Raw genomic sequence first — 16,809 nt, 5'->3', positions numbered from 1 at the left:
GTGGCAGTGTACTGGAGAAGAAACCTATTTATCTGGTTCGCCGGGAAGACCCCCACTATAGCGGGAAGGGGATACATCGAGCGTAGCAAGTACCCCTGACAGTTTAGTGGCGGGACGGCGCTTAAAGGGGCGAATTATTTCGCCCCACGCCGCCTCATGAAAGGCGGTTAGAAGAGAGGGTTCGATGCCCTCTCTTTTAACATTTAATGGTGTGCCATCGTTTAGTAAATCTAGTATCATACTGGAATGCTGACACTTACTCACCGCTACCGAATCTATCCAGATGCCACCCAAGAGCAACAACTCATTGAGTGGATGGAAATCTGCCGCAATGCATTTAACTATGCATTGCGGCAGATAAAAGATTGGTGCGATAGTCGTAAGTGCTTGGTTGATAGATGCTCTTTGGAGAAAGAATACATCCTCCCTGCCGACCTAAAGTTTCCGGGTGAGATTCAACAGCTTAATAATTTGCCACGAGCGAAGAGGGAATTCCCTAAGTTGGGTGAAGTTCCTTCCCAAGTTCTTCAGCAAGCCATTAAGCAGTTGCATAGAGGTTGGGAGTACTTTCAGAAGAGAGGATTTGGCTTTCCCCGATTCAAGAAGTATGGTCAGTTCAAGTCGTTGCTCTTTCCCCAATTCAAGGAGAATCCAGTAACGAACTTGCATATTAAGCTGCCAAAGATTGGAGCAATTCCAATCAACCTGCATCGTTCTATCCCCTCTGGGTTTGTAGTCAAGCAGGTCAGAATCTTGAGGAAAGCTGACCACTGGTATGCATCTATCTCCTTGCAATGTGATGTCAGTCTTCCCGACCCAACGCCCCACGGTCATCCCATTGGAGTTGATATCGGGTTGGAGAAGTTTTTGGCAACCAGTGACGGCGTTCGAGTATCGCCTCCCAAGTTCTTTAAGAAGCTGCAAAGCGAGCTGAAATTGCTGCAACGCAGGCTTTCTAGGAAACAAAAAAGGTCGAAAAACTACGAGAAACAACGTCTCAAAGTTGCTCGTCTTCACCATAAAATTGACAACACGAGGAAAGACTTTCACTACAAACAAGCCCACGCTCTTTGTGATGCGGGTGATATGGTCTTCATGGAAGATTTGGATTACCGTACCAGTGCTAAGGGAATGTTTGGGAAACACATGCTTGATGCCGCATTCGGACAATTTAGAAGCATCGTTAAGTATGTGTGCTGGAAGCGAGGAAAGTTTTTCAGTGAAGTTGATGCTCGGGGTACTTCTCAGCAATGCCCCGAATGTGGTGGCGAGGTTAAAAAAGACCTGAGTGTAAGAATTCATGATTGTCCTCGTTGTGGATATCGAACCGATAGGGACGTAGCAGCAGGTCAAAATATCAGAAACCGAGGAATTAAGTTAATTAGTACCGTTGGACAGACGGGAATGGAAACTGCCTGTGCAGACGTTCTACCGGGGACTGAGGTAACTCAGTCTAGGCAAGTGTCGAAATCCCCTGAGCGTAGTCGAAGGCTTCGCCGTGAGCGCTCAGCGTTCGACTGAGCGCTCACGCCGAAGTCCGAACGGGGAAAAACCAGGAAACCCAAGTCGTAAGTCTTGGGAAGCCCGCACTATACCGCTTGCGGTTAGTGTGGGAGAATGTCACTTTTAAAGATTATTCTGTGCAAGGATTTTTGAACTTAGATAAACCAGCCGAATGGACATCCCACGACTGCGTTGCCAAGGTGCGGAAACTGTTGCGCCTCAAACGAGTGGGACATGCAGGTACGTTAGACCCTAAAGCAACAGGTGTCTTACCTATTGCCTTGGGGAAAGCTACCCGGCTATTGCAATATATGCGGCAAGATAAAGCCTATATTGCCACAGTACGATTGGGAGTGAAAACAACGACAGATGACTTAGAAGGGGAGGTTATCGCCACGCAGCCAGCTACGGGTTTGACGCTGGAGAATGTTGCGCCATTGCTGAAGCTGTTTGAAGGAACAATTCGGCAGGTACCGCCTCAGTACAGCGCGATTCAGGTGGAGGGGAAGCGCTTGTATGACATCGCCAGGGCAGGAAAAACGGTAGAGGTGCCAGCACGAACGGTGGAAGTTAGCCGTATTGAAGTTCTCGATTGGCGTCCGGGAGAATTTCCGGAAATTGATTTAGAGATCGCTTGTGGTACAGGTACTTATATTCGCGCGATCGCTCGTGATTTGGGAGACTATTTAAATACTGGCGGTACCCTCGCTTCCTTAATCCGCACCCAAAGCAGTGGCTTCCATATAGCCGACAGCTTAACCCTGGAAGAACTAGAAACTCATCTCCAACAAGGAACCTTTGAGCCGATTCCACCGACAGCAGCTTTAGAGCATATCCCTGCTGTCATCCTGTCCCCTACTCCTGCCAAAGCCTGGTGCCAAGGTCAACGCCTAAAAGCTGACAGCGAACAGTGGACAATAGAAACTACCGTTATTCCTTCTATCTTACGGGTGCATGATCAAGAAGGACGCTTCTTAGGCATTGCTCAGTACAGTAGCTCCACCGATGAGCCGTTGTTGATTCCCAAGATGGTGTTTGAGCCAGAGTCTTAGGTAGAAGCGATCGCTGTTTTTTTGAATCTAGTTAATCGCTGCTACGGCGAATAGTAGTAATCAGAGAAATTTATGGCGATTCTGGTAGATTTGATATCAACTTAGTTACTGGTAGAGAATAATTAGAATGATGAAACTTCAAGCACCGCTGATTTATTTTTTTATCTTTGCCGGATGTTTTTTAAGCTTTGCCCCAAAAACTTCAGCTCAAGATAATGAATATTTTTCTGCTTTAAGTCAAGAAACTCTCAATCGCTTAAATGGAGATTGCCGGGGAGCCACAGAAGTTAGCTATCGTTCTCAAGCTCTCAATTCCCCTGATGAAAGAAGCTCTGTTTACATCGATATGACCCTCAGAAGAAGGGGGAGAGCTAACAGTTATGGGGAAGATACTTTTGTAATTCGATGCAATGGCAACATAGCAGAAAGACCAAGTGGAGAATTAATTGTTGAAAAAGAAGGAAAAATTATCAGGAAGAGACTTTATAATGTTTTGGGCATAACTCGTAATATTTATAACTATACAGTTGTCAACCCCATCGCCTTTTCCGCTGATAGCCGATACTTAGTCCTACGAGTTGATGTTTCTGATGGTCAGAATGCTTCCTGGGTCAATCATGTTGTCTTAGATGCCTTTAATGATTATCAGCTTCTATCGTTTGCAGCTTGCGAACAATTCAAGGGAAACAACTTTGTAGGATTTATTTCTAATCTACAGGTCGTCTTTGCTTGTGAAAGACCGGGAGAAATCGGCCCAGTTGAGGTGGTAAATTTACAAACTAGAGAGCTACAAAGACTCAATCAAGGCTATGTAAATAAACTAACTGAAGCTCGTTCTTATGGCACAGTTGCTACTGAATTCTCGGTGGTGCAAGAGCAGCAGTTTCCAGTTCGGTATTAATTAGAAAGCTTTGGATTTTTACTGACTCTAGAGCTTCGGTTCAGCAACCTTGCAAAAAACTACAAATAGACACTTGAACAAGGATACCAGAGCAAGTTTCTATTTCTAAACCGATGTAGACTCTAGAATTTGGACTGTAAAGAACTGAAGAGCGATTTCGGTAAGGTGCATCGCGTGGTAAATGCGGTCATATTTTTTGTACGCGGACAAAAAAAAGATGCACCCTGATTGTGTTTTCTGAAGGTTATTAAAGAAAACGGTAGTTTGCGATTTGGAACTGTGTAAAATATTCGCATACTAGCCTAGGGGTCTGTCTAGGGATACACCCAATCTTTTTTAAAAGTTTATATCTACCGATAAAGAGGCAAATCGGTTGTAGGGATTGCACCTTAACGTTTTCGTCCTACTCAGTAACGAAACTTCATCAAGGGTTGTTAAAGAATACCGTTAGGAACGACTAAAAGAAATCAGTAGAATTGGGGATAAATTTTCGTAATATTTGAGGAAATCAGTGATTTTGCGGAGTGGTAGTAGCGATCGCCCCCCACGTCACCCTAGAGTAGAGACTAAAGGACATCTTTAAATTGACTCATGGCTGAACCAACAACCGCCCCCTATGGCTCCTGGAAATCTCCTATTACCTCCGACCTATTGGTTGCCGGAACGGTGGGATTAGGTCAGATTGCGCTGGATGGTGAGGCGGTCTACTGGGTAGAGGGACGACCTGCTGAAGCCGGAAGAAACGTGATTGTGCGCCGCACTCCCGACGGGGAAGTAGTGGATGTGACGCCAGCGCCTTTCAACGTCAGGACGCGCGCCCACGAATATGGCAGCGGTGCGTTTACGGTGACAGAGGGGACGGTGTACTTTTCCAACGATGCGGATCAGCGGTGGTATCGCCACACCGTCGGCACAGAGCCGCAACCCTTGACACCAGCAGGAGAGCAGCGTTATGCCGATGCCATTGTCGATCAGCAACGCAATCGCCTCATTGCTGTCCAGGAAGACCACGGCAACAGCAGCCACGAACCTGTCAATCGCCTCGTTAGCATCAGCTTGACAGGGAACGGGGAAGTTCAGGTTTTGGCATCTGGAGATGACTTTTACTCCTCCCCTCGCCTCAGCCCTGATGGTTCTCAACTGTCTTGGTTGAGTTGGAATCATCCGAATATGCCCTGGGATGGTACGCAACTTTGGCTAGCGCAACTCAATACAGATGGTTCTGTCGGTGAGAAAAAGTGTGTTGCTGGGGGAAAAGCAGAATCTATTTTTCAGCCAGAGTGGTCAAGCGATGGGGTGCTGTACTTTGTTTCTGACCGTAGCGGCTGGTGGAACCTCTATCGCTGGCAACAGGAAATTGAACCACTGTGGGAAATGGAAGCAGAGTTTGGACTGCCGCAGTGGGTGTTTGGCATGTCTACTTATGCCTTTGCTGCTGCCAATCGTCTGATCTGCACCTACACCCGTGAGGGGCTGTGGCATCTGGCAAGTCTGGATACTGAGAAAAAAGAATTAAGCGAGATTGAGACAGACTTTACAGATATTTCCTCAGTGCAAGGGTCGGGGGGTCAAGCAGCATTTATTGCGGGTTCGCCGACTAATCCCACAGCCGTTGTGTTGATGGATGTGGCGACGGGTAAGTTGGAGGTGCTGCGTCAGTCGAGTCAGTTAGAGATTGACCTAGGTTACCTTTCCACGTCACAAGCGATCGCCTTTCCTACAGAAAATAATCTCACCGCCTACGCCATCTTTTACCCGCCTCAAAACAAAGACTACACCGCCCCTGAGGGAGAGAAGCCTCCTTTAATTGTTAAAAGCCACGGTGGGCCGACGGCGGCGACTAGTAGTACCTTTAATTTAAAAATTCAATACTGGACGAGTCGCGGCTTTGGCTATCTTGATGTCAACTACGGCGGCAGTACGGGATACGGTAGAGAGTATCGTCAGCGGCTTAATAGTGCCTGGGGCATTGTCGATGTTGATGACTGCGTTAATGCGGCAAAGTATCTAGCGGAACAAGGGTTAGTCAATGGTACGCAGATGGCAATTACTGGCGGGAGTGCAGGCGGCTATACTACCCTGGCGGCGTTGACCTTCCGGGATGTTTTCAAAGCCGGGGCGAGTCACTATGGCGTCAGTGATTTAGAAATCTTGGCAACAGATACCCATAAATTTGAATCTCGCTATTTAGACGGATTGATTGGCCCCTATCCCGAACGCAAAGATATTTACATAGCGCGATCGCCTATTCACTTTACTGACCAACTTGCCTGTCCCGTCATTTTCTTCCAGGGACTAGAAGACAAAATCGTTCCCCCTAATCAAGCTGAGGCAATGGTAGCTGCCCTCAAAGCTAAGAATCTACCTGTGGCATACGTCCCTTTTGCCGGAGAACAGCATGGTTTCCGCCGTGCCGAGAATATTAAACGCGCCCTAGATGGCGAGTTTTACTTCTACTCCCGCATCTTCGGCTTTGAACCCGCAGAGGCGATCGCGCCAGTGCCGATTGATAATTTATAAGTTATGGGGCATTGTAAGTTGCTCAGATCCCCGATTTCTTGAAGAAGTTAGGGATATAGATGGGATCTAGATCGAACAAGTGAAATGGTACAACCCACCTTATTGACGACTCATGCTGCACTTTCAACATTCCTCTGTTATTGATGCCCCCGTTGAGGTGGTTTGGGAGTTTCATGAACGCCCGGATATTCTGAAATTGCTGACTCCGCCGTGGCAACCGATGGAGGTGGTGCGCCGTGAGGGAGGTTTGGGTGTCGGCGCGATTACAGAATTTCGGATTCTTTTTGGCTCCATACCCCTACGCTGGCTAGCCGTTCATACGGAGTGCGAACCTTACCGACTGTTTACAGACGAGCAGAAAGAAGGGCCCCTACCCTACTGGGTTCACCGCCATCAGTTTGCCCCAATAGAGGGGAAAACGCGACTTACTGATGCGATCGCCTTTTCCTTACCCGGTGGTTGGCTAGCAGAACAGATGTTTGGTTGGGTGGTACTCAGGGAGCTAGAGCAAATGTTTGGCTATCGCCATCAGGTGACGCAACGCGAGTGCAGCCAGAGGAAAAGTTAGTTGTTGCCGTGCTATTTAGCCTAACGGCGGAACCCGTAGTTGTAGAACTGCCGCTAGACTAGATGCCAATTAGTGTTGAGGGTAAAGACGCCGTGGCACAAGCATCACCGGAAGTACAACAGCGCCTTCAAGAACTGCGGCAACTGCTACAAAAAGCTAGCTATGCTTACTACGTCCTCGATAATCCGATGATGGAGGATGCGGTATATGACCAGCTTTATCGGGAACTGCAAGACAAAGAGGCGCAGTATCCAGAACTGGTAACCCCTGATAGCCCGACTCAACGAGTGGGAGAAAAGCCAGCGTCGCAGTTTATCTCCGTGGGACACAACATCCCTCTCTATAGCTTGGAGAATGCCTTCAACATTGAGGAATTTACTAAGTGGCAGGAACGCTGGCGGCGCTATGCTCCAGAGGTAGATTCCTTTGAATATGTCTCGGAGCTAAAAATTGACGGTTCCGCGATCGCCCTAACCTATGAGAACGGCGTTCTAGTACGGGGCGTTACCCGTGGTGATGGTGTCAGGGGGGAAGATATTACCCAAAATGTCAAAACTATCCGCTCCATTCCCCTGCGGCTGAATACAGACACACCGCCGCCGATTGTGGAAGTGCGCGGAGAAGCCTTTTTAGCCTTAGATGTGTTTGAAGCCATCAATCAGGAGCGAGAAAAAGCCGGGGAAGCGCTCTTTGCAAATCCGCGCAATGCCGCAGCGGGAACATTACGCCAGTTAGATTCGCGAGTTGTGGCGCAACGGCGGCTGGATTTCTTTCCCTACACCCTACATATTCCCGGAGAGGATAAGGAGGTTGTCCGCACCCAATGGGATGCTCTGGAGTTACTAGCCTCCCTTGGTTTTCGTGTTAATCCTCATCGCCAACTCTGCCCAAGCTTGAAGGATGTGCAGGATTACTACGACTATTGGGATATCGAGCGGCGGAACTTACCCTACATGACGGATGGAGTAGTGGTGAAGCTGAATCGCTTTGAACTTCAGCAACAGTTGGGGTTTACACAAAAGTTTCCCCGTTGGGCGATCGCGCTTAAATATGCCGCCGAAGAAGCCCCCACCTTAGTAGAAAATATTTCCATCAATGTTGGCAGAACCGGGGCTTTAACGCCGCTAGCGGAATTACACCCGGTGCAACTAGCTGGAACCACCGTTTCCCGCGCTTCCTTGCACAACATCGACTATGTGCGATCGCTCGACATCCGTGTTGGCGATACCGTCATCGTTCACAAAGCCGGGGAAATCATTCCCGAAGTGGTACGGGTGCTGACAGAGCTGCGCCCAGCCAGCGCCCAGCCCTTCCAAATGCCCAGCGCTTGCCCCGTCTGCGGTCAGCCTGTAGTGAAGCCCGTAGACGAGGCAGTAACCCGCTGCGTCAACGCCTCTTGTGCTGCCATTTTAAAGGGAGCAATTACCCACTGGGTAAGCCGGGATGCGATGGATATTAACGGCTTGGGAGAAAAGATTGTCGAGCAGCTCGTAGACCAAACTGTGGTGCAGTCCGTCGCGGATCTGTATGACTTAACAGTGGAGAAACTCTTGCAACTAGAGCGGATGGGAGAGAAATTAGCTGAAAAAATTGTCAAGGCGATCGCTACTTCCAAAACCCAACCTTGGCACCGCCTCCTCTACGGTTTAGGTATTCGTCACGTTGGCAGTGTCAATGCCCAAACTTTAGCCGCTCAGTTCTCCTCTGTCGAGCAACTAGCCCAAGCAAAAGCTAGCGACATTGAAGGCGTCTACGGTATTGGGCCAGAAATTGCCCAATCTGTCTCCCAATGGTTCAGCATTCCCGCCAATCAAAGCTTAATTGACCGCTTGAAGGCTGCCGGATTACAACTCGCTGGGGAGCAAAAAACCAGCGAACCTACCAACCAGCAGCTAGCAGGAAAAATCTTTGTGATCACAGGCACCTTACCCACTCTCAAGCGAGATGAAGCCAAGGAATTGATTGAAAAATCGGGAGGCAAAGTCACCAATTCCGTCAGTTCCAAAACCAATTACGTCGTTGTTGGGGAAGAAGCAGGTTCTAAGCTAGAAAAGGCTAAAACCTTGGGCATAACCCAACTATCAGAAGCCCAACTCATGGAACTTTTGCAGCCTCAATAAGCAAGAATGATTATTTTGCTAAACCTGTTGGCTATTGAACAACTAAAACTGAATACTTGCATTGGTTCACATGGTGCGATTTATTCTCGCCTACTTAAATTTCCTCATTCTGAAGTTAAATCACTAGGAATACCCAGCACTGAACAAGGAAAATTAGAACCCAATCTCTGAATTAGAGGATGTTCCACAGAATTACAACCGACAAATAATAAAGTCGCCGCTTCTGATTCAACAACTGACCTCAATTCAGTAGCAACATCACCAAAACGCAGATGAGTTTTGAAAAAACCTCGCCATTCTTCAGCCAAGTAACGTGCTTGCTCGAAAATACGGGCGGCTTGCTTAAAAGACTGGGATTGGCTACCTATCTGAGAATTACCTTTTCTTACCGACCTTCTTTTTTGAGCTTCTAACGCCTGGGGTCTGGGTTTAGTTAAAACAGATGTTGTAGACTTTCCGGATGCTGATGCACTGTCAAGTTTAGCTGCATACTGATGGATTGATGATCTGCCAGATTTGACAGAATCGAAAACATCTGAAGACTTACGGCTTTGCTGATTCCCTACAACATAAACAACCTGAACCGTGACTAATTTTTGAGTCACCAACCTTGTTTGATGAGCAATCCACATTGTCAAATCTAAAGCTGTTTGACTGCTGGGGGAGCCATTATAGCCAACAACTAAGTTAACTGAGTTTGTAGAGGTAGCCCACGTAGCTGTCGCTGGCTCAGGTAGCAACAGCATTTCTTTGATTAAATCACTGCGATCCATTGCGCCTTCAAGACGCACTAGCATAGGCTTAACATTCACAACTTTAACCTCTCTAAAAGAGAACAACTATCCGAGGAGAGGTGGGTCAAAAATAGATGTCACTATGCCTTTTAACAATTAGTGACATCTGTAAGGAGACACTAAAGACAACTGCAATAAAAGCTAATGCCTTGGTACTCCTTCCACTGCCGACGAAGTTAGCTGACGGGCTAAGGCTGGAAGGTGCCTCTCTCACTAAAGATTCGCCCCCAATTATTGGTTCCTCCGCTCCAAATCCCTAGCTAACATAATTTGATTGTCAGCCGGAATGGATTAGGCTGCCCCACTCATAACTAATCTAACAATTTAGAAACCATGAGATCTATTCATTTTGAGTGAAATGATGATCCAATAAGTTTAGGGCATGGTTGCGTAATTCAAAATACTCTCTTGATTATCGTATCACTTGGCGATCGCGTGGATGCGGGAATGGTACCTCTAAAATCTCTCCAATTTTAGCATGGGGGCATTAATCATCATCATAATTCGATCTGAGCACTAAACAGAAGATGCGGTTTCAATTAATGGTGCATTTGCAGCAGATGGGGTTGTCCAATGAGATTGAAGTGGAGTTTATTTACTTGCCTGCTTACTCACCAAAGCTGAATTTAGTCGAGTATGTTATTCATCTGATTCGCAGAGCGATTTTTGCACCATTTACCCATAGGCACTTCTTTGCAGGTCATTGAGCAACAGTTGGCTAAGTTTTTACAATCGCATCAGTTTTTCAACGCAGAACAAGTGCAAAGGAATTTGAATTACATCTTTGCTTTAGTTGCCTAATCTTTTGGTAGGAAGGGAGTAGGTTCTTGAACCTAATTTAACCTCAGAAGAGTTTAGTATTTTGCATCTTAAGTACCTAGAACTTTATCAACATTCTCACTATCAGCAAAATATTACTAAGCTCAAAAACTTGGCCAATCGGCAGCGTGTAAAAATCCTTGCTCCTTAGCCTGCTGAACCCATTTCTCCGCTTTTGCTCGATCCATAGCTATACCTTGATCTCCCATCATGAAAATTCCTGCTAAGTTATTTGATGCTACGCCATAGCCCTGCTCGGCTGATTTTTTATACCACTCAACTGCCTCTAAAACAGCTCTTTCTAAACCAAGTCCTAAGTGATACATATTTGCAACTATGCATTGCGCTTCAGCATCCCCTCGTTCGGCAATTGGTTTTAAAATTTTGAATGCGTTAGTATAATCCTCAGCCTCAAAGGCAGCTAAACCTGCTGTTAAATTCGACATTTTAGCTAAACTCCTTTTTCTAACAATGAAGCATCTTCCTTGAGATAGAAGTGATTGAGGCTGACCTCCGAAAATAATGTTACAGTTTCTTGACTATTATTCGTTACTGCGGTGAGTAGTGATTGAGATATTTAGATAAATTAAATCTGTTTCAATCACAGCTTGCTGTAAGTATGTTTACTTAGAGCAAGCTGTGAGAAATAGGCAGGTAGTTAACTACTCGATGAAGGTCTAGCGTCGCCGCTTTCGAGGAATTCCTTGCTTTGCTCTAGCGATTTCAGGAACCTGTTCAGCGTAATCGGCAGGAACAATTTGCGAACCATATCTTCTGGCATAAACCTGCGTAAATTCAGCCCCAAAAAAGATAATTTGAGCAGAATAGTAAACCCATGCCAGGAGAACTACGAGGGAGCCAGCCGCCCCATAGGTGCTTGCAAAAGTACCTTGACCTAAATAGAGTCCCAGAAAAAACTTACCAATAACAAACAACACAGAGGTAATTATCGCCCCAATTAAAACATCATTCCAGGTAATTTTGACATCGGGAAGAAATTTATAAATTAGGGCAAATAAAAATGTGATAACAACAAAAGAAATTACGTAGTTAGCCATTTGCCAGACAAAATCTAGACCAGGAAGTAAATGGCTCATGTAGGAGCTTAATGCTGTTAAACCAGCACTGAGCACTAAAGACACCAGCAACAAAAAACCAATAACCAGCACCATCGAAAACGATAAAAAGCGTTGCCTCAACATAGTGGCAATACCTTGTCCAGGTTTAGGCTGTACTTCCCAAACCGTATTGAGAGCATCTTGTAATTGAGTAAAGACTCCAGAAGCCCCGAACAGTAGCACAACAACACTGATAAGAGAGGCTATCCCGCCGTTTGCATCAGGACGGTTCGCACTAGCGATCGCTGTTTCGATGACTTCCGCTCCGTTAGAACCCACTAAGCCTCGAATTTGCCCGACAATTTCACCTCTAGCGGCTTCTTCTCCAAAAACTGCCCCGGCTACAGCGATCGCAATAATTAATAGCGGTGCTAGGGAAAAAACGGTGTAATACGCCAAAGCAGCGGCGAGTCGAGACACTTTATCTTCTTGCCATTCTTTAAATGTTTCTTTGAGCAGTCTTAAAATAGCCTTGGGACTCGTCACCATAACTCTGCTTCCTTGTTTCACCGAAAAACCTAACATAATAGTGTGAGCTGTGCGACTTTTGTACTACAACCCTCCAAAGTTAGAACTTTCGCGGCGTCACAGGATGTGCAACGATTAAAACTATGCCTGCACCGACTACTACACTTGCCATGTCAGCCTTCCCCCTCACCGCCGTGGTGGGGCAAGACGCCATTAAACTAGCACTGCTACTCGCCGCCGTTGACCCAGGACTTGGAGGCGTGGCGATCGCAGGTCGTCGAGGGACTGCCAAATCCGTCATGGCAAGAGCGATCCATTCCCTCTTGCCACCCATTGAAGTTGTCAAAGATTCCCTCTGTAACTGCGATCCCACCCGTCCTGAAGAATGGGATGACCAGCTACTAACAGACTATGTCGATCCTGCCAGCGTCCCGACGGAAGTTATCCCCTCGCCCTTTTTACAAATTCCCCTGGGAGTGACAGAAGACCGTCTGTTGGGTTCAGTAGACGTTGAGAAATCCGTAAAACAGGGAGAACCCGTCTTTCAACCCGGACTACTGGCACAGGCGCACCGAGGCGTTTTGTACATTGATGAAATCAACCTGCTGGATGACCAGATCGCAAACCAGCTTCTGACGGTGCTGACGGAAGGACGCAACCAAATCGAGCGAGAAGGAATCAGCTTTCAGCATCCTTGCAAACCTCTGCTGATTGCCACCTATAACCCCGAAGAAGGCCCCCTGCGGGAACACCTACTCGATCGCATTGCCATTACCCTTTCGGCAGATGGGGTATTGTCTCTAGATGAGCGGGTGCAAGCCGTAGACCAGGTTTTAGAGTACGCCAGCTCTCCGCAGCAGTTTCTGGAGCAGTACACCGAAGATACCGATACCCTGAAAACAGAGATTGTGCTGGCGCGAGAGTGGCTAAAAGATGTCCGCATCAGCCGCGAACAAATTGGTTATCTCGTTGATGAAGCACTTCGAGGGGGCGTTCAAGGACATCGGGCGGAACTATTTGCCGTGCGCGTTGCCAAAGCCGCCGCCGCTTTAGAAGGGCGTCAAACCGTTACACCAGAAGATTTGCGACGGGCAGTGGAATTGGTCATTGTTCCTCGCTCAACGATTGTACAGACGCCCCCGGATGAGCCACCGCCACCACCGCCGCCACCGCCGCCACAGCAGGACAAACCGGAGGATGAGTCTAAACAGGAACCGGATGAACCGGACGAACCGGAGGAAAACGAAACTCCCGAAGAACCGGAGCAGGAGCCACCCGGCATCCCGGAAGAGTTTGTCTTTGACCCCGAAGGTGTCATCCTTGACCCCAGTATTCTTTTCTTTGCTCAAAAAGCGCATCGACAAGGGAAATCTGGAAGCCGCAGCATTATCTTTTCCGAAGACCGAGGCCGCTATGTGAAGCCGATGCTACCGAAAGGTGCCGTCCGTCGTATTGCCGTTGATGCCACTTTACGCGCGGCGGCTCCTTACCAAAAAGCCCGCCGACAACGCCAACCCGATCGCCGGGTGATTGTTGAACAGGGAGATTTGCGCTCAAAACGTTTAGCTCGTCGTGCTGGGGCGTTGGTGGTGTTTGTGGTGGATGCGTCTGGCTCGATGGCATTGAACCGGATGCAGTCGGCTAAGGGAGCTGTGATGCAACTGCTCACTGAGGCGTACCAAAATCGCGATCAGGTGTCGTTGATTCCCTTCCGGGGCGAACAGGCTGAGGTATTACTACCGCCGACTCGTTCCATTGCTTTGGCACGTAATCGCTTAGAACGAATGCCTTGTGGCGGTGGTTCTCCCTTAGCCCATGGTTTGACTCAAGCTGTTCGCGTCGGGACTAATGCTCAGATGTCAGGCGATATCGGTCAGGTAGTGATTGTGGCGATTACCGATGGACGGGGGAATATTTCCTTAGCCCGTTCTTTGGGTGAACCAATGACGGAGGGGGAGAAGCCGGATATCAAAGGTGAGTTGCTGGAAATTGCCGGACGAATTCGGGCAATGGGCATTCAGCTATTGGTGATTGATACGGAGAATAAATTTGTCTCTACTGGCTTTGCCAAGGAACTCGCCAAACATGCAGGAGGGAAGTATTACCACTTACCCAAAGCTACCGATCGCGCGATCGCGGCAATGACCAAAAGCGCGATCGCTGACATAAAATCTCGCTAAATTTCCCACAGGTTAGAAACCTGGGCTACACAAACAAAGCCTGCCAACCCAGGCTCTTCATTTGTAGACATCTCGACGATGCCCTACTTTTAAAACAAGAATCAGTAACTCCTCGTCCTGAATCTCATAGATGATCCGGTAGTCGCCTAAGCGGACTCTGTATAAGCTTTGCTCCCCCCGCATTTTGACTACACCTGCTGGATAAGGGTCTACTGCTAAGGCTTCTAGGCGCTGGATAATTTTCTGCTGAACGTCAGTCGTTAGCTTCCTAATCTGGCGCTGTGCGGCGGGGGCAATTTCGACTTGGTAGACCACACCCTAAAGCCCCAATTCTTGTTTAAACGTTTTAAGGGAGATGGTTCCCTGCCTTTTAGCTTCTGCCTTGGCTTCTAAAGCATCTTTTACGTCTTCCTGTAGCTCCAATTCGGTCTGTTTGTTCTTGAGGAATCGTAGAAAATCTAGAACCTCAGTCAGGATTGGCTCTGAGGCTGATTCTAATTCCTGCACGATCAGCTCTTTAGTATCCATTTGTTTCTCTCCATAACCTTAATGACAACTGAGCCTGTCGCTTGTTGCCGCTTGCTCTAGGATAGAGATCCCAGCCACTTTTTTGATTATGTCTTTGACACCTGTTTCATCTCCAGTGAATCGCCCTCAGCTCCAAGAGGGTGCAACAACTCCGTTGTTGGGGTCTTCTTTAGCCGAGTTGACAAGCTGGGTGCAGCAGCAAGGGCAGCCAGCTTACCGAGGAAAGCAGCTCCATCAGTGGCTTTATCAAAAAGGGGCGCGATCGCTTTTGGAAATTACTGTCTTTCCTAAGCAATGGCGAGAAGATGCCGCCGCCGTTCCCATTGGACGTTCCCAACTCCACTATCGTTCTGTTGCTCCCGATGGCACGATTAAATATTTGCTGCGACTGGCAGACGGGAATCTCATTGAAACGGTTGGCATTCCCACTGCCAAACGACTGACGGTTTGCGTATCCTCACAAGTCGGATGTCCGATGGCGTGCGACTTTTGCGCTACCGGAAAAGGTGGTTTTATCCGCAATTTGCAGCGTCATGAAATCATCGATCAAGTGTTAACGGTACAGGAAGATTTTCAGCAACGAGTTAGTAATGTTGTCTTTATGGGCATGGGCGAACCGTTGCTAAATCTTACAGAGGTTGTGGGTGCGGTGAAGTCCATTAATGAAGATATTGGGATTGGACAGCGATCGCTAACTATCTCCACTGTCGGCATCCCCAATCGTATCCGTCAACTTGCGGAATATCAGTTGCAAGTCACCTTTGCCGTCAGCCTCCACGCTTCCAATCAGCAACTGCGAGAAAAACTTATCCCCAGCGCTCATCACTATCCCCTAGAGACGCTTTTGGAAGATTGCCGAGAGTATGTGCAAATTACGGGTCGTCGCGTCAGCTTTGAATACATCCTCTTAGCAGAACTCAACGACTTACCAGAACACGCTACCGAACTCGCCGAACACCTGCGCGGCTTCCAAAGCCACGTTAACTTGATTCCCTACAATCCGATTAGCGAAGTTGATTATCAACGTCCCAGCGATCGCCGAATTCAAGCCTTTGTAGAGGCTCTAAAAGAACAACATATCGCCGTCAGCATCCGCCGTTCTCGCGGTTTAGAACGAGATGCCGCTTGCGGACAACTGCGAGTAAATCAGGGAGAGTAAGTTACCGCCGGATCACTCCTCCGGTACAGCCACCTGGGAGAGGAATTCGGGCACACCTTGAATACCTAAGTTGAGGTGAAAAACTGCCCCGGCTCCGCTTCCTTCTTGCTCTCGATTATTGCCGCCAGCGGTAGTGACGAACATGTCGGTGTAGTCCTCCCCGCCAAAGGTGATGCTTGTTACCTTCTTCGCTGGGAAAGGAATGCGTAACACTTCCGTACCATCCGGCGCGTAGCGGAAGAGATGTCCGCCATCCCAACGAGCTGACCAGATATAGCCTTCCGCATCAACGGTCATCCCATCAGGTTCTCCTTGATCAGGGGGCGTGGCAATCACCACTCGCTGGTTACTTAAGGAACCGCTTTCTTCGTCGTAGTCACAGCCGTAAATTTTTTGTTCGGGCGAGTCCGTGTAGTAGAAGTGTTGGCGATCGCGAGTAAAGCCCATCCCATTTGCCTGAGTAATTCCCTCAATAACAATCGAGATAGAACCATCAGTATCTAAACGATAAATCCGAGCATCGCGATCGGGAGCAGGCATTGTGCCGCAAAAAACCCGCCCTACAGGGTCAGCAATCACATCATTAAAGCGGGTTTCCCGTTCTTCTGGTAGTTCAGGAATCAATGTGGTGAGTTTTCCCTCACTCCAGCATTCAATCGCTCCCCGTGCTTTAAACAGGAGCAGGGAGCCATCGGCTTGAATGGTGAACCCCCCAACAGGCTCCCCGGAGTATATTTGCTCGTGGGTACGGGTAACGGGATCGTAGCGAAATAAGTGTCCGGCGAGGATATCCGCCCAATAAAGACGCTGCTCAATAGGATGCCAGAGTGGGCCCTCAGCATTTTCACATTGACAATCAATGAGGATTTCGGGAGTTTCCATGGCAGATAGCAAGAAACAATTAAATTGTTTGTACAGAATAACGTGGTAGCTTGCTTTTCCCAAATTCACTGCCAAGCGCTCAAAACCCCATCAGTAGCACTAATGGGGTGGATGATTGCTAAAAAACAGCCGCTAGCAGATAGGGTAAGCTTCCCCGCTCTTTAGAGACGGGGCTTTCAATAGCCCTGAAGAGTCCC

The 16,809-nt window shown here is 48.0% G+C and carries 15 protein-coding genes, 2 pseudogenes and 1 riboswitch; of the genes and pseudogenes, 9 read left to right on the top strand and 8 right to left on the bottom strand.

What is annotated here, in order from left to right:
- Positions 1–24: 24 nt before the first annotated feature.
- On the bottom strand, positions 25–240 hold the full coding sequence (locus tag AC5JR3_RS14315) for a hypothetical protein (RefSeq protein ID WP_495847101.1): 216 nt from the start codon (positions 238–240) through the stop codon (positions 25–27).
- Between the two features lie 6 nt (positions 241–246).
- On the opposite strand from AC5JR3_RS14315, the gene AC5JR3_RS14310 reads away from it, so the two are divergent.
- The 6 genes from AC5JR3_RS14310 to ligA all read left to right on the top strand — a co-directional run bounded on the left by AC5JR3_RS14310 (position 247) and on the right by ligA (position 8,664).
- Positions 247–1,521, top strand: coding sequence for an RNA-guided endonuclease InsQ/TnpB family protein (locus tag AC5JR3_RS14310; RefSeq protein ID WP_495847099.1), 1,275 nt, complete (start codon positions 247–249; stop codon positions 1,519–1,521).
- A gap of 119 nt (positions 1,522–1,640) precedes the next feature.
- Positions 1,641–2,555 carry a tRNA pseudouridine(55) synthase TruB gene (truB, locus tag AC5JR3_RS14305; protein ID WP_495847097.1) on the top strand — a complete coding sequence of 305 codons (915 nt, stop codon included), beginning with the start codon at positions 1,641–1,643 and terminating at the stop codon, positions 2,553–2,555.
- A 127-nt stretch (positions 2,556–2,682) separates the two neighbouring features.
- Entirely contained in the window at positions 2,683–3,456 is a 774-nt protein-coding gene (locus AC5JR3_RS14300; protein ID WP_495847095.1) for a hypothetical protein, read from the top strand.
- Between the two features lie 591 nt (positions 3,457–4,047).
- On the top strand, positions 4,048–5,976 hold the full coding sequence (locus tag AC5JR3_RS14295; RefSeq protein WP_495847093.1) for a S9 family peptidase: 1,929 nt from the start codon (positions 4,048–4,050) through the stop codon (positions 5,974–5,976).
- A gap of 112 nt (positions 5,977–6,088) precedes the next feature.
- Entirely contained in the window at positions 6,089–6,544 is a 456-nt protein-coding gene (locus AC5JR3_RS14290; RefSeq protein ID WP_495847091.1) for an SRPBCC family protein, read from the top strand.
- A 62-nt stretch (positions 6,545–6,606) separates the two neighbouring features.
- Positions 6,607–8,664 (top strand): NAD-dependent DNA ligase LigA, encoded by a 2,058-nt coding sequence (gene ligA / locus AC5JR3_RS14285; RefSeq protein ID WP_495847089.1) that lies wholly within the window; start codon positions 6,607–6,609, stop codon positions 8,662–8,664.
- Positions 8,665–8,768: 104 nt separating this feature from the next.
- Here the strand turns inward: ligA and AC5JR3_RS14280 are convergent, their stop codons facing one another.
- Positions 8,769–9,476 (bottom strand): universal stress protein, encoded by a 708-nt coding sequence (locus tag AC5JR3_RS14280; RefSeq protein ID WP_495847087.1) that lies wholly within the window; start codon positions 9,474–9,476, stop codon positions 8,769–8,771.
- 132 nt (positions 9,477–9,608) lie between these two features.
- Positions 9,609–9,730: riboswitch (cyclic di-AMP (ydaO/yuaA leader) on the bottom strand.
- A gap of 68 nt (positions 9,731–9,798) precedes the next feature.
- Positions 9,799–9,971, bottom strand: a pseudogene (locus tag AC5JR3_RS14275) (ABC transporter ATP-binding protein); the annotation flags it as partial.
- A 5-nt stretch (positions 9,972–9,976) separates the two neighbouring features.
- Here AC5JR3_RS14275 and AC5JR3_RS14270 point away from each other — a divergent pair.
- A pseudogene (locus AC5JR3_RS14270) lies at positions 9,977–10,259 on the top strand (transposase); the annotation flags it as partial.
- A 122-nt stretch (positions 10,260–10,381) separates the two neighbouring features.
- Here the strand turns inward: AC5JR3_RS14270 and AC5JR3_RS14265 are convergent.
- Complete coding sequence (locus tag AC5JR3_RS14265; RefSeq protein ID WP_495847085.1) at positions 10,382–10,723, bottom strand: tetratricopeptide repeat protein; 342 nt, start codon at positions 10,721–10,723, stop codon at positions 10,382–10,384.
- A 231-nt stretch (positions 10,724–10,954) separates the two neighbouring features.
- The gene (locus AC5JR3_RS14260) at positions 10,955–11,884 is read right to left on the bottom strand and encodes a YihY/virulence factor BrkB family protein (RefSeq protein WP_495847083.1); all 930 of its coding nucleotides are present in this window, start codon (positions 11,882–11,884) and stop codon (positions 10,955–10,957) included.
- Positions 11,885–12,006: 122 nt separating this feature from the next.
- On the opposite strand from AC5JR3_RS14260, the gene bchD reads away from it, so the two are divergent.
- Positions 12,007–14,043: a magnesium chelatase ATPase subunit D gene (gene bchD, locus AC5JR3_RS14255; RefSeq protein ID WP_495847081.1), complete on the top strand. Its 2,037-nt coding sequence runs from the start codon at positions 12,007–12,009 to the stop codon at positions 14,041–14,043.
- A gap of 57 nt (positions 14,044–14,100) precedes the next feature.
- On the opposite strand, the gene AC5JR3_RS14250 is transcribed toward bchD, so the two are convergent.
- A complete protein-coding gene (locus AC5JR3_RS14250; RefSeq protein ID WP_495847079.1) occupies positions 14,101–14,358 on the bottom strand; it encodes a type II toxin-antitoxin system RelE family toxin in 258 nt (85 codons plus the stop codon).
- 3 nt (positions 14,359–14,361) lie between these two features.
- Positions 14,362–14,571 (bottom strand): hypothetical protein, encoded by a 210-nt coding sequence (locus AC5JR3_RS14245; RefSeq protein ID WP_495847077.1) that lies wholly within the window; start codon positions 14,569–14,571, stop codon positions 14,362–14,364.
- Between the two features lie 88 nt (positions 14,572–14,659).
- Between AC5JR3_RS14245 and rlmN the strand changes: the two genes are divergently transcribed.
- Positions 14,660–15,730 carry a dual-specificity RNA methyltransferase RlmN gene (rlmN, locus tag AC5JR3_RS14240; protein ID WP_495847075.1) on the top strand — a complete coding sequence of 357 codons (1,071 nt, stop codon included), beginning with the start codon at positions 14,660–14,662 and terminating at the stop codon, positions 15,728–15,730.
- 12 nt (positions 15,731–15,742) lie between these two features.
- Here the strand turns inward: rlmN and AC5JR3_RS14235 are convergent, their stop codons facing one another.
- Positions 15,743–16,612, bottom strand: coding sequence for an SMP-30/gluconolactonase/LRE family protein (locus tag AC5JR3_RS14235; RefSeq protein WP_495847073.1), 870 nt, complete (start codon positions 16,610–16,612; stop codon positions 15,743–15,745).
- Between the last annotated feature and the right edge of the window lie 197 nt (positions 16,613–16,809).

This window comes from Kastovskya adunca, assembly GCF_059505785.1.
The sequence above is the reverse complement of the archived record's forward strand: the minus strand, read 5'-3'. Positions and strand labels throughout refer to the sequence as shown.

Excerpts from the sequence above, each read along its gene's own strand:
- AC5JR3_RS14290 (WP_495847091.1), top strand. The coding sequence starts at position 6,089 with ATGCTGCACTTTCAACATTCCTCTGTTATTGATGCCCCCGTTGAGGTG.
- AC5JR3_RS14315 (WP_495847101.1), bottom strand. The coding sequence starts at position 240 with ATGATACTAGATTTACTAAACGATGGCACACCATTAAATGTTAAAAGA.
- AC5JR3_RS14260 (WP_495847083.1), bottom strand. The coding sequence starts at position 11,884 with ATGGTGACGAGTCCCAAGGCTATTTTAAGACTGCTCAAAGAAACATTT.
- AC5JR3_RS14235 (WP_495847073.1), bottom strand. The coding sequence starts at position 16,612 with ATGGAAACTCCCGAAATCCTCATTGATTGTCAATGTGAAAATGCTGAG.
- rlmN (WP_495847075.1), top strand. The coding sequence starts at position 14,660 with ATGTCTTTGACACCTGTTTCATCTCCAGTGAATCGCCCTCAGCTCCAA.
- AC5JR3_RS14245 (WP_495847077.1), bottom strand. The coding sequence starts at position 14,571 with ATGGATACTAAAGAGCTGATCGTGCAGGAATTAGAATCAGCCTCAGAG.
- AC5JR3_RS14265 (WP_495847085.1), bottom strand. The coding sequence starts at position 10,723 with ATGTCGAATTTAACAGCAGGTTTAGCTGCCTTTGAGGCTGAGGATTAT.
- ligA (WP_495847089.1), top strand. The coding sequence starts at position 6,607 with ATGCCAATTAGTGTTGAGGGTAAAGACGCCGTGGCACAAGCATCACCG.
- AC5JR3_RS14300 (WP_495847095.1), top strand. The coding sequence starts at position 2,683 with ATGATGAAACTTCAAGCACCGCTGATTTATTTTTTTATCTTTGCCGGA.
- AC5JR3_RS14310 (WP_495847099.1), top strand. The coding sequence starts at position 247 with ATGCTGACACTTACTCACCGCTACCGAATCTATCCAGATGCCACCCAA.
- bchD (WP_495847081.1), top strand. The coding sequence starts at position 12,007 with ATGCCTGCACCGACTACTACACTTGCCATGTCAGCCTTCCCCCTCACC.
- AC5JR3_RS14295 (WP_495847093.1), top strand. The coding sequence starts at position 4,048 with ATGGCTGAACCAACAACCGCCCCCTATGGCTCCTGGAAATCTCCTATT.